General features: G+C 73.2%; 18 protein-coding genes and 1 tRNA gene. 12 read left to right on the top strand and 7 right to left on the bottom strand.

The window, feature by feature from the left end:
• Nucleotides 1–44: 44 nt before the first annotated feature.
• A complete protein-coding gene (locus Sdi02f_RS16950; protein WP_053637887.1) occupies nucleotides 45–1,664 on the top strand; it encodes an alpha/beta hydrolase in 1,620 nt (539 codons plus the stop codon).
• A 115-nt stretch (nucleotides 1,665–1,779) separates the two neighbouring features.
• Nucleotides 1,780–1,856: transfer RNA gene (locus Sdi02f_RS16945), tRNA-Thr, on the top strand.
• A 140-nt stretch (nucleotides 1,857–1,996) separates the two neighbouring features.
• Here Sdi02f_RS16945 and Sdi02f_RS16940 read toward each other — a convergent pair.
• Both Sdi02f_RS16940 and Sdi02f_RS16935 read right to left on the bottom strand, forming a co-directional pair.
• The gene (locus Sdi02f_RS16940) at nucleotides 1,997–3,688 is read right to left on the bottom strand and encodes a bifunctional 3'-5' exonuclease/DNA polymerase (protein ID WP_030404975.1); all 1,692 of its coding nucleotides are present in this window, start codon (nucleotides 3,686–3,688) and stop codon (nucleotides 1,997–1,999) included.
• A 49-nt stretch (nucleotides 3,689–3,737) separates the two neighbouring features.
• Nucleotides 3,738–4,547 (bottom strand): Clp protease N-terminal domain-containing protein, encoded by an 810-nt coding sequence (locus Sdi02f_RS16935; protein ID WP_051849690.1) that lies wholly within the window; start codon nucleotides 4,545–4,547, stop codon nucleotides 3,738–3,740.
• Nucleotides 4,548–4,633: 86 nt separating this feature from the next.
• Here Sdi02f_RS16935 and Sdi02f_RS16930 point away from each other — a divergent pair, with 86 nt between their 5' ends.
• Nucleotides 4,634–5,785, top strand: coding sequence for a DUF2786 domain-containing protein (locus tag Sdi02f_RS16930; protein WP_108933587.1), 1,152 nt, complete (start codon nucleotides 4,634–4,636; stop codon nucleotides 5,783–5,785).
• Nucleotides 5,786–5,801: 16 nt separating this feature from the next.
• On the opposite strand, the gene Sdi02f_RS16925 is transcribed toward Sdi02f_RS16930, so the two are convergent.
• From Sdi02f_RS16925 to rpmB, 3 genes are all read right to left on the bottom strand, one after another.
• Entirely contained in the window at nucleotides 5,802–6,374 is a 573-nt protein-coding gene (locus Sdi02f_RS16925; protein WP_167458189.1) for a hypothetical protein, read from the bottom strand.
• A 63-nt stretch (nucleotides 6,375–6,437) separates the two neighbouring features.
• Nucleotides 6,438–6,743, bottom strand: coding sequence for a 30S ribosomal protein S14 (rpsN, locus tag Sdi02f_RS16920; protein WP_030404979.1), 306 nt, complete (start codon nucleotides 6,741–6,743; stop codon nucleotides 6,438–6,440).
• On the bottom strand, nucleotides 6,743–6,979 hold the full coding sequence (rpmB, locus tag Sdi02f_RS16915) for a 50S ribosomal protein L28 (protein WP_030404980.1): 237 nt from the start codon (nucleotides 6,977–6,979) through the stop codon (nucleotides 6,743–6,745). Before rpmB ends, rpsN begins: the two co-directional genes overlap by 1 nt.
• A gap of 72 nt (nucleotides 6,980–7,051) precedes the next feature.
• Here rpmB and rpmG point away from each other — a divergent pair, with 72 nt between their 5' ends.
• The 4 genes from rpmG to Sdi02f_RS16895 all read left to right on the top strand — a co-directional run bounded on the left by rpmG (nucleotide 7,052) and on the right by Sdi02f_RS16895 (nucleotide 9,255).
• A complete protein-coding gene (gene rpmG / locus Sdi02f_RS16910) occupies nucleotides 7,052–7,216 on the top strand; it encodes a 50S ribosomal protein L33 (RefSeq protein WP_030404981.1) in 165 nt (54 codons plus the stop codon).
• Nucleotides 7,217–7,222: 6 nt separating this feature from the next.
• Nucleotides 7,223–7,477 carry a type B 50S ribosomal protein L31 gene (locus Sdi02f_RS16905; RefSeq protein WP_030404982.1) on the top strand — a complete coding sequence of 85 codons (255 nt, stop codon included), beginning with the start codon at nucleotides 7,223–7,225 and terminating at the stop codon, nucleotides 7,475–7,477.
• Nucleotides 7,474–8,670 carry a CobW family GTP-binding protein gene (locus Sdi02f_RS16900; protein ID WP_108933585.1) on the top strand — a complete coding sequence of 399 codons (1,197 nt, stop codon included), beginning with the start codon at nucleotides 7,474–7,476 and terminating at the stop codon, nucleotides 8,668–8,670. The genes Sdi02f_RS16905 and Sdi02f_RS16900 overlap by 4 nt, the downstream gene beginning before the upstream one ends.
• Before the next feature lie 366 nt (nucleotides 8,671–9,036).
• Complete coding sequence (locus Sdi02f_RS16895) at nucleotides 9,037–9,255, top strand: DUF397 domain-containing protein (protein WP_167308010.1); 219 nt, start codon at nucleotides 9,037–9,039, stop codon at nucleotides 9,253–9,255.
• Between the two features lie 25 nt (nucleotides 9,256–9,280).
• On the opposite strand, the gene Sdi02f_RS16890 is transcribed toward Sdi02f_RS16895, so the two are convergent.
• Nucleotides 9,281–9,745 (bottom strand): ATP-binding protein, encoded by a 465-nt coding sequence (locus Sdi02f_RS16890; protein ID WP_108933584.1) that lies wholly within the window; start codon nucleotides 9,743–9,745, stop codon nucleotides 9,281–9,283.
• A gap of 366 nt (nucleotides 9,746–10,111) precedes the next feature.
• Between Sdi02f_RS16890 and Sdi02f_RS16885 the strand changes: the two genes are divergently transcribed.
• The 5 genes from Sdi02f_RS16885 (at nucleotide 10,112) to Sdi02f_RS16865 (ending at nucleotide 15,011) form a co-directional block, all read left to right on the top strand.
• On the top strand, nucleotides 10,112–10,948 hold the full coding sequence (locus Sdi02f_RS16885; RefSeq protein ID WP_030404985.1) for a Sco1979 family transcriptional regulator: 837 nt from the start codon (nucleotides 10,112–10,114) through the stop codon (nucleotides 10,946–10,948).
• A gap of 71 nt (nucleotides 10,949–11,019) precedes the next feature.
• The gene (locus Sdi02f_RS16880) at nucleotides 11,020–12,480 is read left to right on the top strand and encodes an aldehyde dehydrogenase family protein (RefSeq protein ID WP_030404986.1); all 1,461 of its coding nucleotides are present in this window, start codon (nucleotides 11,020–11,022) and stop codon (nucleotides 12,478–12,480) included.
• Between the two features lie 62 nt (nucleotides 12,481–12,542).
• Nucleotides 12,543–13,184: a PadR family transcriptional regulator gene (locus tag Sdi02f_RS16875; RefSeq protein WP_030404987.1), complete on the top strand. Its 642-nt coding sequence runs from the start codon at nucleotides 12,543–12,545 to the stop codon at nucleotides 13,182–13,184.
• A gap of 94 nt (nucleotides 13,185–13,278) precedes the next feature.
• The gene (locus tag Sdi02f_RS16870; protein WP_167458208.1) at nucleotides 13,279–14,220 is read left to right on the top strand and encodes an ATP-binding cassette domain-containing protein; all 942 of its coding nucleotides are present in this window, start codon (nucleotides 13,279–13,281) and stop codon (nucleotides 14,218–14,220) included.
• A gap of 62 nt (nucleotides 14,221–14,282) precedes the next feature.
• Nucleotides 14,283–15,011, top strand: a complete 729-nt coding sequence (locus tag Sdi02f_RS16865; protein WP_037798491.1) for an ABC transporter permease — start codon at nucleotides 14,283–14,285, stop codon at nucleotides 15,009–15,011.
• Nucleotides 15,012–15,044: 33 nt separating this feature from the next.
• On the opposite strand, the gene Sdi02f_RS16860 is transcribed toward Sdi02f_RS16865, so the two are convergent.
• The gene (locus Sdi02f_RS16860; RefSeq protein WP_281262866.1) at nucleotides 15,045–15,425 is read right to left on the bottom strand and encodes an alpha/beta hydrolase fold domain-containing protein; all 381 of its coding nucleotides are present in this window, start codon (nucleotides 15,423–15,425) and stop codon (nucleotides 15,045–15,047) included.
• Nucleotides 15,426–15,542 lie beyond the last annotated feature (117 nt).

Genomic DNA, 15,542 nt, shown 5'->3' with positions numbered 1-15,542 from the left:
CCACGCACCGCGATGACGTCGTCGCGGAGCGTTACGCTCGACCGATGCACACAAGGCGCACTCACCGCAGGATCCGCACCGGCAGCACCCGTTTCCGAGCCGGGCTGTTCGCCGCCGCACTGCTCGCCACTGCCTGCTCGGCCCAGGGCGCGTCGACGTCCGCCGGGTCCCCCGCGGCCGAGTCGGCCGGCTCCACCGAGGCGGCGACGGCGACGCTGGCCGCGCTGCCGCAGGCCACGCCCTCCGCGCTGGCTCCGTACTACGAGCAGAAGCTCGCCTGGCGCGACTGCGGCGTCCCCGGCTTCCAGTGCGCCACCATGAAGGCACCGCTCGACTACGCCAAGCCCACCGAGGGCGACGTCCGGCTGGCGGTGGCCCGCAAGAAGGCCACGGGGCCCGGCAAGCGGCTCGGCTCGCTGCTGGTCAACCCGGGCGGCCCGGGCGGCTCGGCGATCGGCTACCTCCAGCAGTACGCGGGCGTCGGCTACCCGGCCAAGGTCCGCGCCCAGTACGACATGGTGGCCGTCGACCCCCGGGGCGTGGCCCGCAGCGAGCCCGTCGAGTGCCTCGACGGACGCGAGATGGACACCTTCACGCAGACCGACACCACGCCCGACGACGCGGGCGAGACGGACGCGCTGGTCGACGCCTACAAGAAGTTCGCCGAGGGCTGCGGGGCCGACGCGCCGAAGCTGCTGCGCCACGTCTCCACGGTCGAGGCGGCGCGCGACATGGACGTCCTGCGCGCGGTGCTGGGCGACGAGAAGCTGAACTACGTGGGGGCGTCGTACGGCACGTTCCTGGGCGCGACCTACGCCGGTCTGTTCCCGGACCGGACGGGCCGCCTGGTCCTGGACGGCGCGATGGACCCCTCCCTGCCCGCGCGCCGCATGAACCTGGAGCAGACGGCGGGCTTCGAGACGGCGTTCCAGTCCTTCGCGAAGGACTGCGTGAAGCGGTCGGACTGCCCCCTCGGCGGCAAGGGCACCAGCCCGGAACAGGTCGGCAAGAACCTCACGTCCTTCTTCGACGACCTGGACGCGAAGCCGATCCCCGCGGGAGACGCCGACGGCCGCCGGCTCACCGAGTCCCTCGCCACCACCGGCGTGATCGCGGCGATGTACGACGAGGGTGCCTGGCAGCAACTGCGCGAGTCGCTGACCTCGGCGATGAAGGAGAAGGACGGCGCAGGTCTGCTGATCCTGTCCGACAGCTACTACGAGCGCGGGGCCGACGGCGGCTACAGCAACCTGATGTACGCCAACGCCGCCGTGAACTGCCTCGACCTCCCCGCCGCCTTCTCCTCCCCGGACGAGGTGCGCGACGCCCTCCCCGACTTCGAGAAGGCGTCCCCGGTCTTCGGCGAGGGCCTCGCCTGGGCCTCGCTGAACTGCGCGTACTGGCCGGTCAAGCCCACGGGGGAGCCGCACCGCATCGAGGCGGCCGGTGCCACCCCGATCGTCGTGGTCGGCACCACCCGCGACCCGGCCACCCCCTACCGCTGGGCGCAGGCCCTGGCCGGCCAGCTCTCCTCCGGCCGCCTCCTCACCTACGAGGGCGACGGCCACACCGCCTACGGCCGCGGCAGCGCGTGCATCGACTCGGCGATCAACACGTACCTGCTGACCGGCACCGCCCCCGAGGACGGCAAGCGCTGCTCGTAGCCCCCACCGGCCCGCGCCCCGCCCCGGAACCCACGCCTCCGGGGCGGGTTCGGAGCACCCCGGGAAACTGTGTAGACTAACCGTCGTTGCTGATCGCACCATGGGTGCACAGCGCGCCGCCTTAGCTCAGATGGCCAGAGCAACGCACTCGTAATGCGTAGGTCTCGGGTTCGAATCCCGAAGGCGGCTCCACTTGTGACCAGCGGTTTCCTTCGGGGAGCCGCTGTTCTGCGTTTGGACCGAACCCCGGAGGAGAACGCCGGCCCCGGGCCCTTCCCCGGCGGTCGCGGGCGCGATCGGCCTGGTGGGGCCCGGCCTCGCACCGCCGCCTTTCACTTCGCGTCCGCATAGCACTCGACCACCGCCGTGGTGAACGGAAACCGCACTGGCGTCGGCCCGAAGGTCAGCCGTCCCGCCAGCTCCGCCGCCTCCCGGATCGCCGCGACGACGGCGTCGGCCTCCTCCTCGGGACAGTGCACGATCACCTCGTCGTGCTGGAAGAAGACCAGCTCGGCCGCCATGTCCGCGCAGGCCCGGCGCAGCGCGGCGAGCAGCAGCAGGGCCCAGTCGGCCGCGCTGCCCTGGACGACGAAGTTGCGGGCGAAGCGGCCCCGGGCGCGGGCGTCGGTGGAGGCGTAGCCCGGCACCCACTCCTGCGGGTGGGCCGCGGGGCCGGCGGGGTCGTCCTGCGGCAGGCCGGCCTCGTCCGTGCCGTCGGCCGCGCCGGCCGCGGGCGGGCAGGTGCGGCCCAGCCAGGTGCGCACCAGCCGGCCCTCCTCGCCCGCGCGGGCCGCGTCGTCGACGTACGCCACCGCCCTGGGGAAGCGGCGTCTGAGCGTGGCGAGGTTCTTCAGGCCGTCGCCGGAGGTCTGGCCGTAGACCGCGCCGAGGACGGCCAGCTTGGCGTGGGCGCGGTCGCCGGAGAAGGCGCGGTCGGAGACGGACTGGTAGAGGTCGGTCTCCCGGCCGGCCACCTCCATCAGGCCGGGGTCGCGGGAGATCGCCGCCAGCACGCGCGGCTCCATCTGGTCGGCGTCGGCGACGACCAGCCGCCAGCCCGGGTCGGCGACCGCGGCCCGCCGGATCACCTTGGGGATCTGCAGCGCGCCCCCGCCGTTGGTCACCCAGCGTCCGGTGACGGTGCCGCCGGCCAGGAACTCGGGGCGGAAGCGCCCGTCGCGCACCCAGTCCTGGAGCCAGGACCAGCCGTGGGCGACCCAGATGCGGTACAGCTTCTTGTACGCGAGCAGCGGTTCCACCGCCGGGTGGTCCACCGACTCCAGCTCCCAGCGGCGGGTGGAGCCGACCTTCACGCCCGCCTGCGCGAACGCCTTGACCACGTCCGCGGGCAGGTCGGGCCGCACCCGTCGGCCGAACGCCGCCGACACCTCCCCGGCCAGCTCGGCCAGGCGGCGCGGCTCGCCCCCGCCCGCGTACCGCTCGCCCAGCAGGCCGTGCAGCACCTCGCGGTGCACGTCGGCCCGCCAGGGCAGTCCCGCGTGGTTCATCTCGGCGGCCACCAGCATCCCCGCGGACTCCGCGGCCGTCAGCAGCCGCATCCGCTCCGGGTGCTCGCAGCGCTCGTGCCGGCGCTGCTGCTCGGCGTAGACGGCGAGCAGGTCGGCGAGCGGGAGGTGGACGGACTCGGGCTCGAACAGCGAGGACTGCGCGCCCGGCTCGGCGGAACGCTGCGGCGGGTCGGGCGGCACGGGCCCGCCGCGCAGCCGGGCCAGGGCGGCCGCGGCCGCGTGCGGCTCGCCGTACCGCCCCTCGTGGCCGAGCAGGAGGGTCTCGGCGGCCTCCACGTCGTAGCACCGCTCCACCCGCACCCCCGCGTCGAGCAGGTGCGGTGCGATCTCGGCGGTGGACCGCCACACCCAGCGCGTGACCTCCGGCCTGGCCCGTACGGCCTCGGCGGGGCCGGGCTCCCGGCGCACCGGTCCGGCGGGCAGCCCGTCGGGGCCGAGGGGCGCGACGTCCACGCCACCGCCCTCGGCCACGGCGAGCGCCCACCTGCCGGTCATGCCGCGAGTGTCGCACCCGGGTCTGACAACGGCCCGGGGCCGCCGGGGCTCAGGCTTCCGCGCCGCCCTCCTTGCCCTTGCCCTTGCCCGTTGCGGCCTCCGTGCCCTCTGTGCCCTCTGCGGCTTCCGCGTTGTTCTCGGTCACCCCGATGAACTGCGCCAGCGCCTCGGTGACGTAGCGCTCGACGGCCTCCTTGCCGAGGCCGAGCCCGCTGAGCACGCCCTCGCCGTGCTCGTGCTCCAGCAGGGCGAGCAGGATGTGCTCGGTGCCGATGTAGTTGTGGCCCAGGCGCAGGGCCTCGCGGAAGGTGAGTTCGAGGACCTTCTTGGCGGCGGGGCCGTAGGGCACCAGCTCGGGGACCTCGGAGACGGCGGGCGGGAGGGCGGCGAGCGCCGCCTCGCGGACCGCGTCGAGGGTGACGCCCTGGGCGGCGATCGCCTTGGCGGACAGGCTCTCGTGCTGCGTGAGCAGACCGAGCACGAGGTGCTCGGGCAGACCCTCGGCGTTGCCGGCGGTCCTGGCCGCGTGGTGGGCGGCCAGCACGGCCTCGCGCGCGCGGGGCGTGTAGCGGCTGAAGCCCTGGCTCGCGTCCAGGTCGGCGGACTCCTTGGGCACGAAGCGCTTCTGCGCCGCCTGCCGGGTGACGCCCATGCTCTTGCCGATGTCCGTCCAGGACGCGCCCGAACGCCGGGCCTGGTCCACGAAGTGGCCGATGAGGTGGTCGGCCACCTCGCCGAGGTGCTCGCCGGCGATGACGGCGTCCTGGAGCTGCGCCAGGGGCTCCTGGTGCACCTTCTTGATCGCGGTGATGAGTTCGTCGAGGCGTACGGATGACGTGATGCTCGGGTCGGTCGTCATGTGTCAACCGTAGGTTGCACCCCTGGTGCTGTCAACCGAAGGTTGACAGTCGTCTTCCGGTGTGTGGGTCGTGGCACCATCGCCGGGTGAGTACGCCCCGCACCGTCGACCGCGCCTTCGAGGCCGCCCTGTACGACACCTCCGACGACGCCCTCGACACGGCCGCCTCGCTGCTCGCGGCCGACCCCGCGGCGGACGCGGACCTCCTCGCGCGCGGCGAGGAGTTCGTGGCCACGGCCTGGCGGCGCGGCTGGCAGCCCGCCGACCTGGTGCGGATCGTGCGGCGCGAACTGGACGACGTGCACGTACGGCTGGTGGCCGCGCTGATCCGCTCCCGGGCGCCGCAAGACGGCCCGCGCGGACCGCGCTGGGCCGCCCAGCTCGACGCCGTACCGCACCAGGCGCCGCCCCGCACCGACCGTTTCTCGCACGCCACGGCCGTACTGGAGCTGTACCGCCTGCTGCTGCGACTGCCCGTGCTGGAGCCGCTGGAGCAGCCGGGTGCCCCGCGTCGCGCGGCCCGGCCGGAGTCCCGTGCCCTCGCCCGCATCCGCGCGCTGCTCGCCAAGGCGGAGGCGACGGGATACCCCGAGGAGGCGGAGGCGCTGAGTGCCAAGGCGCAGGAGCTGATGGCCCGGCACAGCGTCGACGAGGCGTTGCTGGCGGCCGGCGCCCCCGCTCCCGACGCGCCGGGGGCCTGCCGGATCGGGGTGGAGACGCCCTACGAGCAGGCCAAGGCGGTGCTGCTGGACGCGGTGGCCGACGCCAACCACTGCAGGGCGGTGTGGAACGAGCCCCTCGGCTTCACCACGGTCATCGGTTTCGAGGCCGACCTGGAGGCGGTCGAACTCCTCTACACCTCCCTGCTGGTGCAGGCGGAGACCGCGATGACGAAGGCGGAGGCCGGCCAGTGGGCCGGGGGGCGCAAGCGCACCAAGACCTTCCGGCAGTCGTTCCTCGCCGCCTACGCCCACCGCGCGGGGACCCGGCTGCGGGCCGCGGCCGAGGCGGCCACCGCCGCGTCCGCGTCCGCGTCCGCGGCCGCCGGCGCGGCGGCGGAGGCGGACCTGCTGCCCGTACTCGCCTCCCGCGAGGCCGCGGTCGCCGACCGCGCGGAGCACATGTTCCCGCAGACGACCACGACCCGGCTGCGCGGCGCCGCCGACGCGGCCGGCTGGACGGAGGGCACCCGCGCGGCGGACGCGGCCCGGGTCGGCCGCCGCCGCCCGTTGGAGTAGCGCCCCCGTCGTCCGCTCAGGAACCGAGGCCGGCCGTCGGCAGGCCCGGCGGCAGGGAACCGCCCTCGGACCTCTGGTACGTCTCCTCGCCGAGGCCGCCCTCCCAGACCACCGTGAGCGAGGTCGGGCCGGCCTCCTCGACCTTCCCGGCCGTGCGCTCGTCGCTGCCGGTGCAGGTGAGGCGGATGGTCCGGGCACCGGAGGCCTCGGCCGTCGTGCCGCTGCACACGGTCCCGCCGGTGGCGAAGAGGGCCGCCTTGCCGCCGTTGACCATCAGCGCGACGGCCTGGCCGTCCTTGGTCGCCAGCCAGCTCCCCTCCAGATCGCCGGCGGCCCCCGCGGACGGTGACCCGCCCGCGTCGCCGTCCGGGCCCGTGCCCGCGGACGCGCCGGGCGCCGCCGAGGACGTGGCGCCGCCGTCCGGGCCGTCGCCGGAGTCGCCGCCGTCCGAGCACGCGGTCAGTGCCACCGCCAGCCCCAGGGCCAGTGCGGCGCCCCGCGTGTACCGTCGCCGTCGGCCGCGGGCCCGCCGGGGCGGGACACCGGCACCGGACGCGCGCGCCGCGCTCGCCGTTCTCTCCGCAGTCACCCAGGTCACCGGAAGCTCCAAGCTGTAGCCGGACGGCCGGTTCGGCCCCGAACAAGCGGCAAGCTACCAGGACGACTTGCGCACCCCGGGCAGATGTCCGGCGTGCGCCTGCTCACGCAGGTTCACCCGGGAGAGCCCGAAGTCCCTGAAGTACCCGCGCGGGCGCCCGTCGATCTGGTCGCGGTTGCGCACCCGGGTGGGACTCGCGTCGCGTGGCTGCCTGCGCAGTTCCCGCTGGGCGGCGAGCCGTTCGGCCTCCGTCGACGAGGGGCGGCGGACGATCTCCTTCAGCTCGGCCCGCCGCGCGGCGTGGCGCGCGACGGTCGCCCGCCGCTGCTCGTTCTTCGCGATCTTGCTCTTCTTCGCCATCAGATCCTCACTCCCCGGGCACGGATGCGCGCCACCGCCGCCTCGACGCCGATCGCGTCGAGCGTCCTGATGCCCTTGGTGCTCAGCCGCAGCCGCACGTGCCGGCGCTCGCCGGGCAGCCAGTAGCGCTTCGTCTGGATGTTGGGGTCGAAGCGGCGCGAGGTGCGCCGGTGGGAGTGGGAGACGCGGTTGCCGAAACCGGGCCGGGCCCCGGTCAGCATGCAGTGGGCGGACACGGTGACGTACCTCTCTTCCGGGCCCGGAGGCCCTAGCTGTTAATGGAATTCATTTTCAGTAAGATAGCAGGCATGGCACGCAACGAACTCCGACCGGTCGTCAGGCTCAGGTCCACGGCCGGGACCGGCTTCACCTACGTCACCCGCAAGAACCGCCGCAACGACCCGGACCGTCTGGTCCTGCGCAAGTACGACCCGAAGGCCGGCCGGCACGTCGACTTCCGAGAGGAGCGCTGAGACGCCGTGCGCAAGGGAATCCACCCCGACTACCGCCCGGTCGTCTTCCGCGACCGCGCCGCGGACTACGCCTTCCTCACCCGCTCGACCATGACCAGTGAGCGCACGGTCGAGTGGGAGGACGGCCGCACCTACCCGGTCGTCGACGTCGAGGTCTCCCACGTCAGCCACCCCTTCTACACCGGCACCGCCCGCGTCCTGGACACCGCCGGGCGCGTGGAGCGCTTCGAGCGCCGGTACGGCAAGGAGGGCGGGGCGTGAGCCGGCCGGAGCCCCGCCACGCGCTGCCGGTGGTGATCGTCGGCGGGCTCCACGCCGACGCCCGCCGGGCGGCCGTGGCGCGGCTGCTGGCCGACGTGCCCGGCAGCGTCGTCCTCCACCACGACCTGGCGACGGCCGCCGCGGGCACGGTCGTACGCACCGTGCGGGACGCCACGGGCATCCTCCACGCGGGCGAGGCGCCCCTGGTCGACGACTGCGCGTGCTGTGCCCTGCGCGAGGACCTCGTCCCGGAGCTGGTGCGGCTCGCGGAGGCCGGGGGCACCCCGCTGGCCGTCGTCGAACTGTGGGACTCCGTCGAGCCCAAGGCGATGGCGGAGGTGGTGACCAACGGCGGCTTCGCCGTGACCGGCGTGATCACCGCCGTCGACCCGGCCCTCGTCCTGCCGTACCTCGGCAACGGCGACGACCTCGCCGAGGGCGGTCTCGCCGCGGCGGCCACCGACCGGCGCACCGTCGCGGACACCTTCGCGCGGCAACTGGAGTACGCCTCCGTCCTCGCCCTCGCCGAGTCCCTCCCCGGCTCGCCGGAGGCCGACGACGAGGACCGCGAGCTGCTCACCCAGCTCCATCCGACCGCCCGCCGGGTCACGGTCGGCCACGGCGGCCCGGCGGGCTCCCCGGAGGCGTCCGCGCCCTCGGAGCTGGCGCGGGCGGCCCTCGCCGGGTTCGACGTGGAGGCCGCGGCGGCCGCACAGCACCCGGCCTGCGCCCTGCTGCCCGCCGAGGCCGACGCGCACGGTGTCGCCACCCTGGTCTGGCACCGCCGCCGCCCCTTCCACCCGGAGCGGCTGTACGCCGCGCTCGAGGACCTGACCTGCGCCGCGGCCCGCAGCCGGGGGCGGTTCTGGCTCGCCGGCAAGGGGGACACGCTGCTGCACTGGGACGCCGCGGGCGGTGCCCTGTGCGTGGAGGGCGCGGGGCCGTGGCTCGCCGCGCTCCCGGACGCGGCCTGGGACCTGGTGCCGCCGGTGCGCCGTGCCGCCGCCGCGCTCGACTGGCACCCCGAGCACGGCGACCGCTGTCAGCACCTGGTCTTCACCTCCCCGGGCCTCGACCGCGACGGCCTGGAACGGCTCCTGGACTCCTGCCTGCTGAGCGACGCCGAGTACGCCGCGGGGCAGGCCTCCTGGGAGCGGCTGCCGCCCGCCTTCGACTCACTCCTGGAGGTCTGAGCGGGAGCGAAACGCGGCGCGCGCGCCGACCGCTCGACCGCACCTGGCGCACCAGTCACCGCACCGGGGCCCGTCCGTACCGGCCGGGTCCCGGTGCTGTCGCATGTTGTTGCATATTCTTCGAATTCGGGGGCACATGCGGGAACGACTTCCCGGGGCCCGGCGTCGTAGAGGGCAGGGCCCGCCAGGGCGGCCGCCACTGCTGTAACCGCGGGAACACCGCGCGTGCACGTGCATTTGCTCATGCATCTGCACGTGAACAGGGTTATGATCCGGATCAGTTGACCACTGCATCAATGGCCACATCAGCCAGTGCACACCGGGGAGCGACCTGTGAACCACGACGTGTACGACGTGTACAACGGCATGGCCGCCACGCAGTTGCACGACGCGGCCTGGCAGAAGAGCCGGCGCAGCAACTCGCAGGGTTCGTGCGTGGAGTTCGCGCGCCTGCCCGACGGAGCGGTGGCGGTGCGCAACTCCCGCTTCCCCGACGGGCCCGCCCTCGTCTACACGCGCGCGGAGATCGAGGCCATGCTGCTGGGTGTCAAGGACGGTGAGTTCGACCACCTGATCGCGAGCTGACCCCGGCCGGCCCGACCGGGCCGCGCTAGATGCGGAACAGCGCCCAGACCACCTTGCCCTGCAGCGTCCCGGCGAGCGGGTGCCAGCCCCAGCCGTCGCTGAAGGAGTCGACGAGGAACAGGCCGCGGCCCGACTCCGCCGAGAAGTCGCCCGTCTCGCGGGCCACCGGGCTCTCGTGGCTGGGGTCGCGCACCGCGCACACCAGCCGCTCCGTCCAGCGCATCAGGTGCAGCCGGACGGGTCCGTGGCGCTCGTCGTGGCGCGGGGTGTCCGCGGGCAGCGCGTGGCGCAGGGCGTTGGTGACGAGTTCCGACACCACCAGGCAGACGTCGTCGAAGCGGTCGCCCGTGTCCCATCCGTCGAGCGTCCTGCGGGTGAACCGCCGGGCCTCGCGCACCGCTTCGTGCCGGGGCGGCAGGGCGCAGGAGGCGGCGTTCGACACGACCGCGGGGTCGAGTGGTGGAAGGCCCTGCCGTAACGGCTCGAGCATGGTCGATCCATTCGTCCCCATGCGAGGCACTCCCGGGAGTTCGCGGTCGTAGCGATGCGGCGCGGTGGTGCGGGGACCATGGTTTCGGATGCGTACCGCAGATGCAAGGGCAGATGCACGTGCACGTGACCGAATTGGACCTGCCCGTACCGCTTGTTGGCCAATTTTTCCGTCATCTTCGCCTCCCTTTCACCTCCTGCGGCGGCTGATTCCGGTCCGGTGCGTGCATGATCCTGCACGCCTCCGTTGGCTCGATTCCGTTTCCGTAACCGGACGAGTACTGCTCGAAGTGTTTTAGTGGCAGACTTCGGCCCCTGAACACGGTTGGGGAGGCTGGCGAACGTGAGCGCGGGAGAGCCCGGATCGGTGGTGCGGCGCATGCTGCTCGGATCACAACTCAGGCGACTGCGTGAGACGCGGGGGATCACGCGCGAGGCGGCGGGCTACTCGATCCGCGCCTCCGAATCGAAGATCAGCCGGATGGAGCTGGGCCGGGTGAGCTTCAAGACCAGGGACGTCGAGGACCTGCTGACGCTGTACGGCATCACGGACGAGCAGGAGCGGGCCTCCCTGCTCTCCCTCGCCAAGGAGGCCAACGTCGCGGGCTGGTGGCACAGTTACTCGGACGTGCTGCCCAGTTGGTTCCCCACCTACGTGGGCCTGGAGGGCGCCGCCTCGCTGATCCGGGTCTACGAGGTGCAGTTCGTGCACGGCCTGCTGCAGACCCCGGAGTACGCCCGCGCGGTCGTCCGGCGCGGCATGAAGGGCGCCGGCGAGGAGGACGTCGAGCGGCGGGTCGCGCTCCGCCTGGAGCGGCAGAAGCACCTGGTCGCGGAGAACGCCCCCGAGTTCCACATCGTGCTCGACGAGGCGGCCCTGCGCCGCCCCTACGGCGACCGCGAGGTGATGCGCGGCCAGCTCCAGCACCTGATCGAGGTGTCCGAGCGTCCCAACGTGCGCCTCCAGGTGATGCCGTTCGGCTTCGGCGGGCACTCCGGCGAGAGCGGCGCGTTCACGATCCTCAGCTTCCCGGAGTCCGACCTCTCGGACGTCGTCTACCTGGAGCAGCTCAGCAGCGCGCTGTACCTGGACAAGCAGGAGGACGTCACCCAGTACGAGCGGGCGCTGAAGGAACTCCAGCAGGACAGCCCGGGCCCCGACGAGAGCCGGGACCTTCTGCGGGGACTCCTCCAACTCTCCTGAAACATCAGTACGATGACGTCCCATCAGGCGGCCCGCGGCGGCTGCGGCAGTTGAGGGGATCGAGGGTTCTCATGTCGTCGTACTTCACCGACCTCGCCCAGCAGTACATCGACGGCGAGTGGCGCCAGGGCAGCGGCTCCTGGGACATCATCGACTTCAATCCGTACGACAACGAGAAGCTGGCCTCGATCACCATAGCCACGGTCGACGAGGTCGACGCCGCCTACCGGGCCGCCGAGCGCGCGCAGAAGCAGTGGGCCGCCACCAACCCGTACGCGCGCCGCGCGGTGTTCGAGAAGGCGCTGCGCCTGGTGGAGGAGCGTGAGGAGGAGATCAGCGAGGCGATCGTCGCCGAGCTGGGCGGCACCCGGCTCAAGGCCGCCTTCGAGCTGCACCTGGCCAAGGAGTTCCTGCGCGAGGCGGTCCACCTGGCGCTGGCCCCCGAGGGCCGGATCATCCCGTCCCCGGCCGACGGCAAGGAGAACCGCGTCTACCGCGTGCCGGTCGGCGTCGTGGGCGTCATCAGCCCCTTCAACTTCCCCTTCCTGCTCTCGCTGAAGTCGGTCGCCCCGGCCCTCGCCCTGGGCAACGCCGTCGTCCTCAAGCCGCACCAGAACACGCCGGTCGTCGGCGGCACGCTGGTCGCGAAGATCCTTCAGGACGCCGGGCTCCCGGGCGGCCTGCTCAACGTCGTGGTCACCGACATCGCGGAGATCGGCGACGCCTTCCTCGAGCACCCGGTGCCGAAGGTGATCTCCTTCACCGGATCCGACAAGGTCGGCCGCCACGTGGCCACGGTCTGCGCCGCCCACTTCAAGCGCGCGGTGCTCGAACTGGGCGGCAACAGCGCCCTGGTGGTCCTCGACGACGCCGACGTGGACTACGCGGTCGACGCCGCCGTCTTCAGCCGCTACGTCCACCAGGGCCAGGTCTGCATGGCCGCCAACCGGGTGCTGGTCGACCGCGCGGTGGCCGACGAGTTCACCGAGAAGTTCGTCGCCAAGGTGAAGAGCCTCAAGGCCGGCGACCCGCGCGACCCGTCGACCGTCATCGGCCCGGTGATCAACTCCTCGCAGGCGGACGCCCTCTCCGGCGTCGTCGAGCAGGCGCTCGCCGAGGGCGCGACCGCCCTGGTGCGCGGCACGGTCACGGACAACCTGGTCGAGCCGTCGGTCCTCACCGGCCTGCCCGCCGACTCCGCGCTGCTGCGCCAGGAGGTCTTCGGCCCGGTCGCCTTCCTCGTCCCCTTCGACGGCGAGGAGGAGGCCGTGCGCCTCGTCAACGACACGCCGTACGGGCTGAGCGGCGCCGTGCACACCGGGGACATCGAGCGCGGCGTCAACTTCGCCAAGCAGATCGACGCCGGCATGTTCCACGTGAACGACGGCACCGTGCACGACGAGCCGATCGTCCCCTTCGGCGGCGAGAAGCACTCCGGAGTGGGCCGCCTCAACGGCGACACCATGCTGGACGCCTTCACCACCCAGAAGTGGATCTCGGTGCAGCACGGGCGCAGCGGGTTCCCGTTCTGAGGATGCCGGGGGTGCCGAGGGTCCCGGCGGGCGGACCGCGGCGCGGGATCTAGGCTGGCCCCATGTCAGCGATCCGTCTCCTCGTGCTCGGCGCGGTCCGCCAGCACGGGCGGGCCCACGGCTACCAGGTGCGCAACGACCTGGAGTACTGGGGCGCGCACGAGTGGTCGAACACCAAGCCCGGTTCGATCTACCACGCGCTGAAGCAGATGGCGAAACAGGGGCTGCTCCTCGCGCACGAGATCGCACCGTCCACGGCGGGCGGTCCGCCGCGGGTGGAGTACGAGATCACCGAGCAGGGCACCGAGGAGTACTTCGCCCTGCTCCGCGCCTACCTCACCGCCTACGACCAGCGGCCGGACGTGCTCACCGCGGCGCTCGGCTTCATGGTCGACCTCCCGCGCGAGGAGGTCCTCGCGCTCCTGGAGGAGCGGGTGCGGAAGATCGAGGAGTGGCGTGCCGCCGTCACGGAGTACTACCTGCCCGCGGAGGGGCCCGGCCAGTACGGGCACATCGGCGAGATCATGAACTACTGGCTCCACTCGGCCGACACGGGCGCCGAGTGGACCCGCGGTCTCGTCGCACGCGTCCGGGGCGGCGCGTACACCTTCGCCGGCGAGGGCGCCCCGTTCGTCGGCGTGCTGGCGGAGGGCGAGGAGAACCCCTTCGCGACGGGGCGGCCGCATGACGGGGACGCGCACTAATCAAGTTTGACTCATCGAAGGTCGGGGCATTACCTTCTGCGGCAGTAGTCAAATTTGGCTAGCTTGGTCCTCGATGGGGAGTGGGGGAGTGACAGTGGCCGACACGGCGATCACCGTCGAAGGCGCACGCAAGAGGTACGGCAGCAAGGACGCACTGGACGGGCTCGACCTGACCGTCACGCGCGGCACGGTGCACGGCGTGCTGGGCCCGAACGGAGCGGGCAAGACGACCCTGGTCCGCATCCTGTCCACCCTGCTGCGGCCCGACGGGGGCCGCGTCGAGGTGGCGGGTCACGACGTCGTCGCCCAGGCGTACGCGGTTCGGCTGCGCATCGGCCTGCTCGGCCAGCACGCGGCGCTCGACGAGGAACTGGACGGCCGGCAGAACCTGGAGATGTTCGGCCGCCTCCACCACCTGGGCGCCCGGCGGGCACGCGCGCGTGCCGACGAACTGCTCGCCCGCTTCGACCTCACCGACACCGGGCGCAAGCCGGTCGGTGCCTACAGCGGCGGCATGCGACGCCGCCTGGACCTGGCCGCGTCCCTCATCACCGAACCGGAGGTGCTCTTCCTGGACGAGCCGACCACCGGCCTCGACCCCCGCGGCCGCGCCGAGGTGTGGGACTCGGTCCGCTCCCTGGTCGGCGGGGGGACGACGGTCCTGCTCACCACCCAGTACCTGGAGGAGGCCGACCAGCTGGCCGACCGCATCTCGGTCGTCGACTCGGGCCGGGTCGTCGCCGACGGCACGGCCGACGAGCTGAAGGCCGCCACCGGCGGCGACCGCGTCGACGTCGTCCTGCGCCACGCCGGCCGGCTGGACGACGCGGTCGCCCTGCTGCCGCTCACCGGCGTCCGCGTCGACGCCGACCGCCGGCTGCTCAGCGCCCCCGTCACCGACCGGATGGCGGCGCTCTCCGGCGTCGTACGGGCGCTGGAGGAGGCCGGCATCGAGGCCGAGGACGTGGCGCTGCGCCGGCCCACCCTGGACGAGGTGTTCCTGCACCTCACCGACCGCACGAAGGAGGCCGCGTGAGCGCGAGCACCACCGTCCCCGCCACCACCCCCCTGTCCCATGCCCTGTCCGACTCCTGGACCATGACCCGCCGCGAGCTGGCCCGCTGGCGGCGTCAGCCGGTGACGGTCGTGGTCAACCTGGTCTTCCCGGTCATGCTGCTGCTGATGTTCGGCTACCTGGTCGGCGGCGGCCGGGGCGTGGGCGGCGAGTACGTCGACTACCTCGTCCCCGGGATGCTCGCGCTCACCATGGCGTTCGGCCTGGAGGGCACGATGATCGCCGTCACCCGGGACCTGGACAAGGGCGTCGTCGACCGGTTCCGCTCCCTGCCGATGGCCAACGGTGCGGTCCTGGTGGGCCGTTCCGCCGCCGACATGCTCCAGTCGGCGCTCGGCCTCGCCGTACTGACGGGCGTCGGGTACGCGCTGGGCTGGCGGGCCCACGGCGGTCCGGGCGCCTTCCTGGGCGCGGTGGGCCTGCTGCTGCTCTTCCGCTTCGCCATGCTGTGGATCGGCATCTTCCTCGCCCTGGTGGCAGGGAAGCCCGAACTGGTGCAGGCGGTGCAGATCCTGGTCTGGCCGGTCGGCTTCCTCTCCAACGCCTTCGCCACGCCCGACTCCATGCCCGGCTGGCTGGGCACGGTCGTCCAGTGGAACCCGATGTCCCAGACCGCCACCGCCGTGCGCGACCTGTTCGGCGGCCCCGGCGGCGAGTCCGGCCACGTCTGGGCGGCCCTCGCCTGGCCGCTGGCCCTGCTCGCCGTGTTCTTCCCGCTCGCGGTGGCGAGGTTCGCGCGGCTCAGCCGCTGAGGGCGGGCGGTACCGCCCCCCACGCCGAGGGCGTCAGCGCACCGGTGCGAGACGGCCGGCGTCAGGGCGCCCGGCGGAGAGGCGGGCGGTGAGGAAGCGGGCGGCGCGGTCGAGTGCGGCGTCCGCCTCCTCGAGCCGGCCGTAGTGGTGCTGGAAGACGTGGGGGAGGCCGGGCCCGACTTCGAGCGTGACCTCGACGCCGTCGGCGCCGGCCCGGCCGGCCGACCGCACCGCGTCGTCGAGCAGCACCTCGTTCGCGCCGACCCGCACGAGCAGCGGGGGCAGCCCGGCGAGGTCGCCGGAGACCGGGCCGGCCAGGGGGAGCGCCCGGTCGCCCGCACCGACGCAGAGATCCGCGTACGCGCGCACGTCTGCCTCGGTGAATATCGGGTCGGCGTCCTCCTTGGAGCGGATGCTGCCGCCGGAGAGGGTGAGGTCGGTCCAGGGCGAGGTCGGTCCAGGGGGAGAAGAGGACCACGGCGGCGGGCTGCGGCAGCCCGGCCGCCCCGGCCGCGAGCAGGGTGGCGATGC

Origin of the sequence: Streptomyces ardesiacus (assembly GCF_003112575.1) — a bacterium.
GTDB classification, from domain to species: Bacteria; Actinomycetota; Actinomycetes; order Streptomycetales; family Streptomycetaceae; genus Streptomyces; species Streptomyces ardesiacus.
Note: the sequence above shows the minus strand (reverse complement) of the source record. Positions and strands in the feature narration are given on the sequence as shown.

Coding starts and splice junctions, on each gene's coding strand:
- rpmG (WP_030404981.1), top strand. CDS start 7,052: ATGGCACGCAACGAACTCCGACCGGTCGTCAGGCTCAGGTCCACGGCC.
- Sdi02f_RS16865 (WP_037798491.1), top strand. CDS start 14,283: ATGACCCGCCGCGAGCTGGCCCGCTGGCGGCGTCAGCCGGTGACGGTC.
- Sdi02f_RS16875 (WP_030404987.1), top strand. CDS start 12,543: ATGTCAGCGATCCGTCTCCTCGTGCTCGGCGCGGTCCGCCAGCACGGG.
- Sdi02f_RS16890 (WP_108933584.1), bottom strand. CDS start 9,745: ATGCTCGAGCCGTTACGGCAGGGCCTTCCACCACTCGACCCCGCGGTC.
- Sdi02f_RS16880 (WP_030404986.1), top strand. CDS start 11,020: ATGTCGTCGTACTTCACCGACCTCGCCCAGCAGTACATCGACGGCGAG.
- Sdi02f_RS16940 (WP_030404975.1), bottom strand. CDS start 3,688: ATGACCGGCAGGTGGGCGCTCGCCGTGGCCGAGGGCGGTGGCGTGGAC.
- Sdi02f_RS16935 (WP_051849690.1), bottom strand. CDS start 4,547: ATGACGACCGACCCGAGCATCACGTCATCCGTACGCCTCGACGAACTC.
- rpsN (WP_030404979.1), bottom strand. CDS start 6,743: ATGGCGAAGAAGAGCAAGATCGCGAAGAACGAGCAGCGGCGGGCGACC.
- Sdi02f_RS16950 (WP_053637887.1), top strand. CDS start 45: ATGCACACAAGGCGCACTCACCGCAGGATCCGCACCGGCAGCACCCGT.
- Sdi02f_RS16895 (WP_167308010.1), top strand. CDS start 9,037: ATGGCCGCCACGCAGTTGCACGACGCGGCCTGGCAGAAGAGCCGGCGC.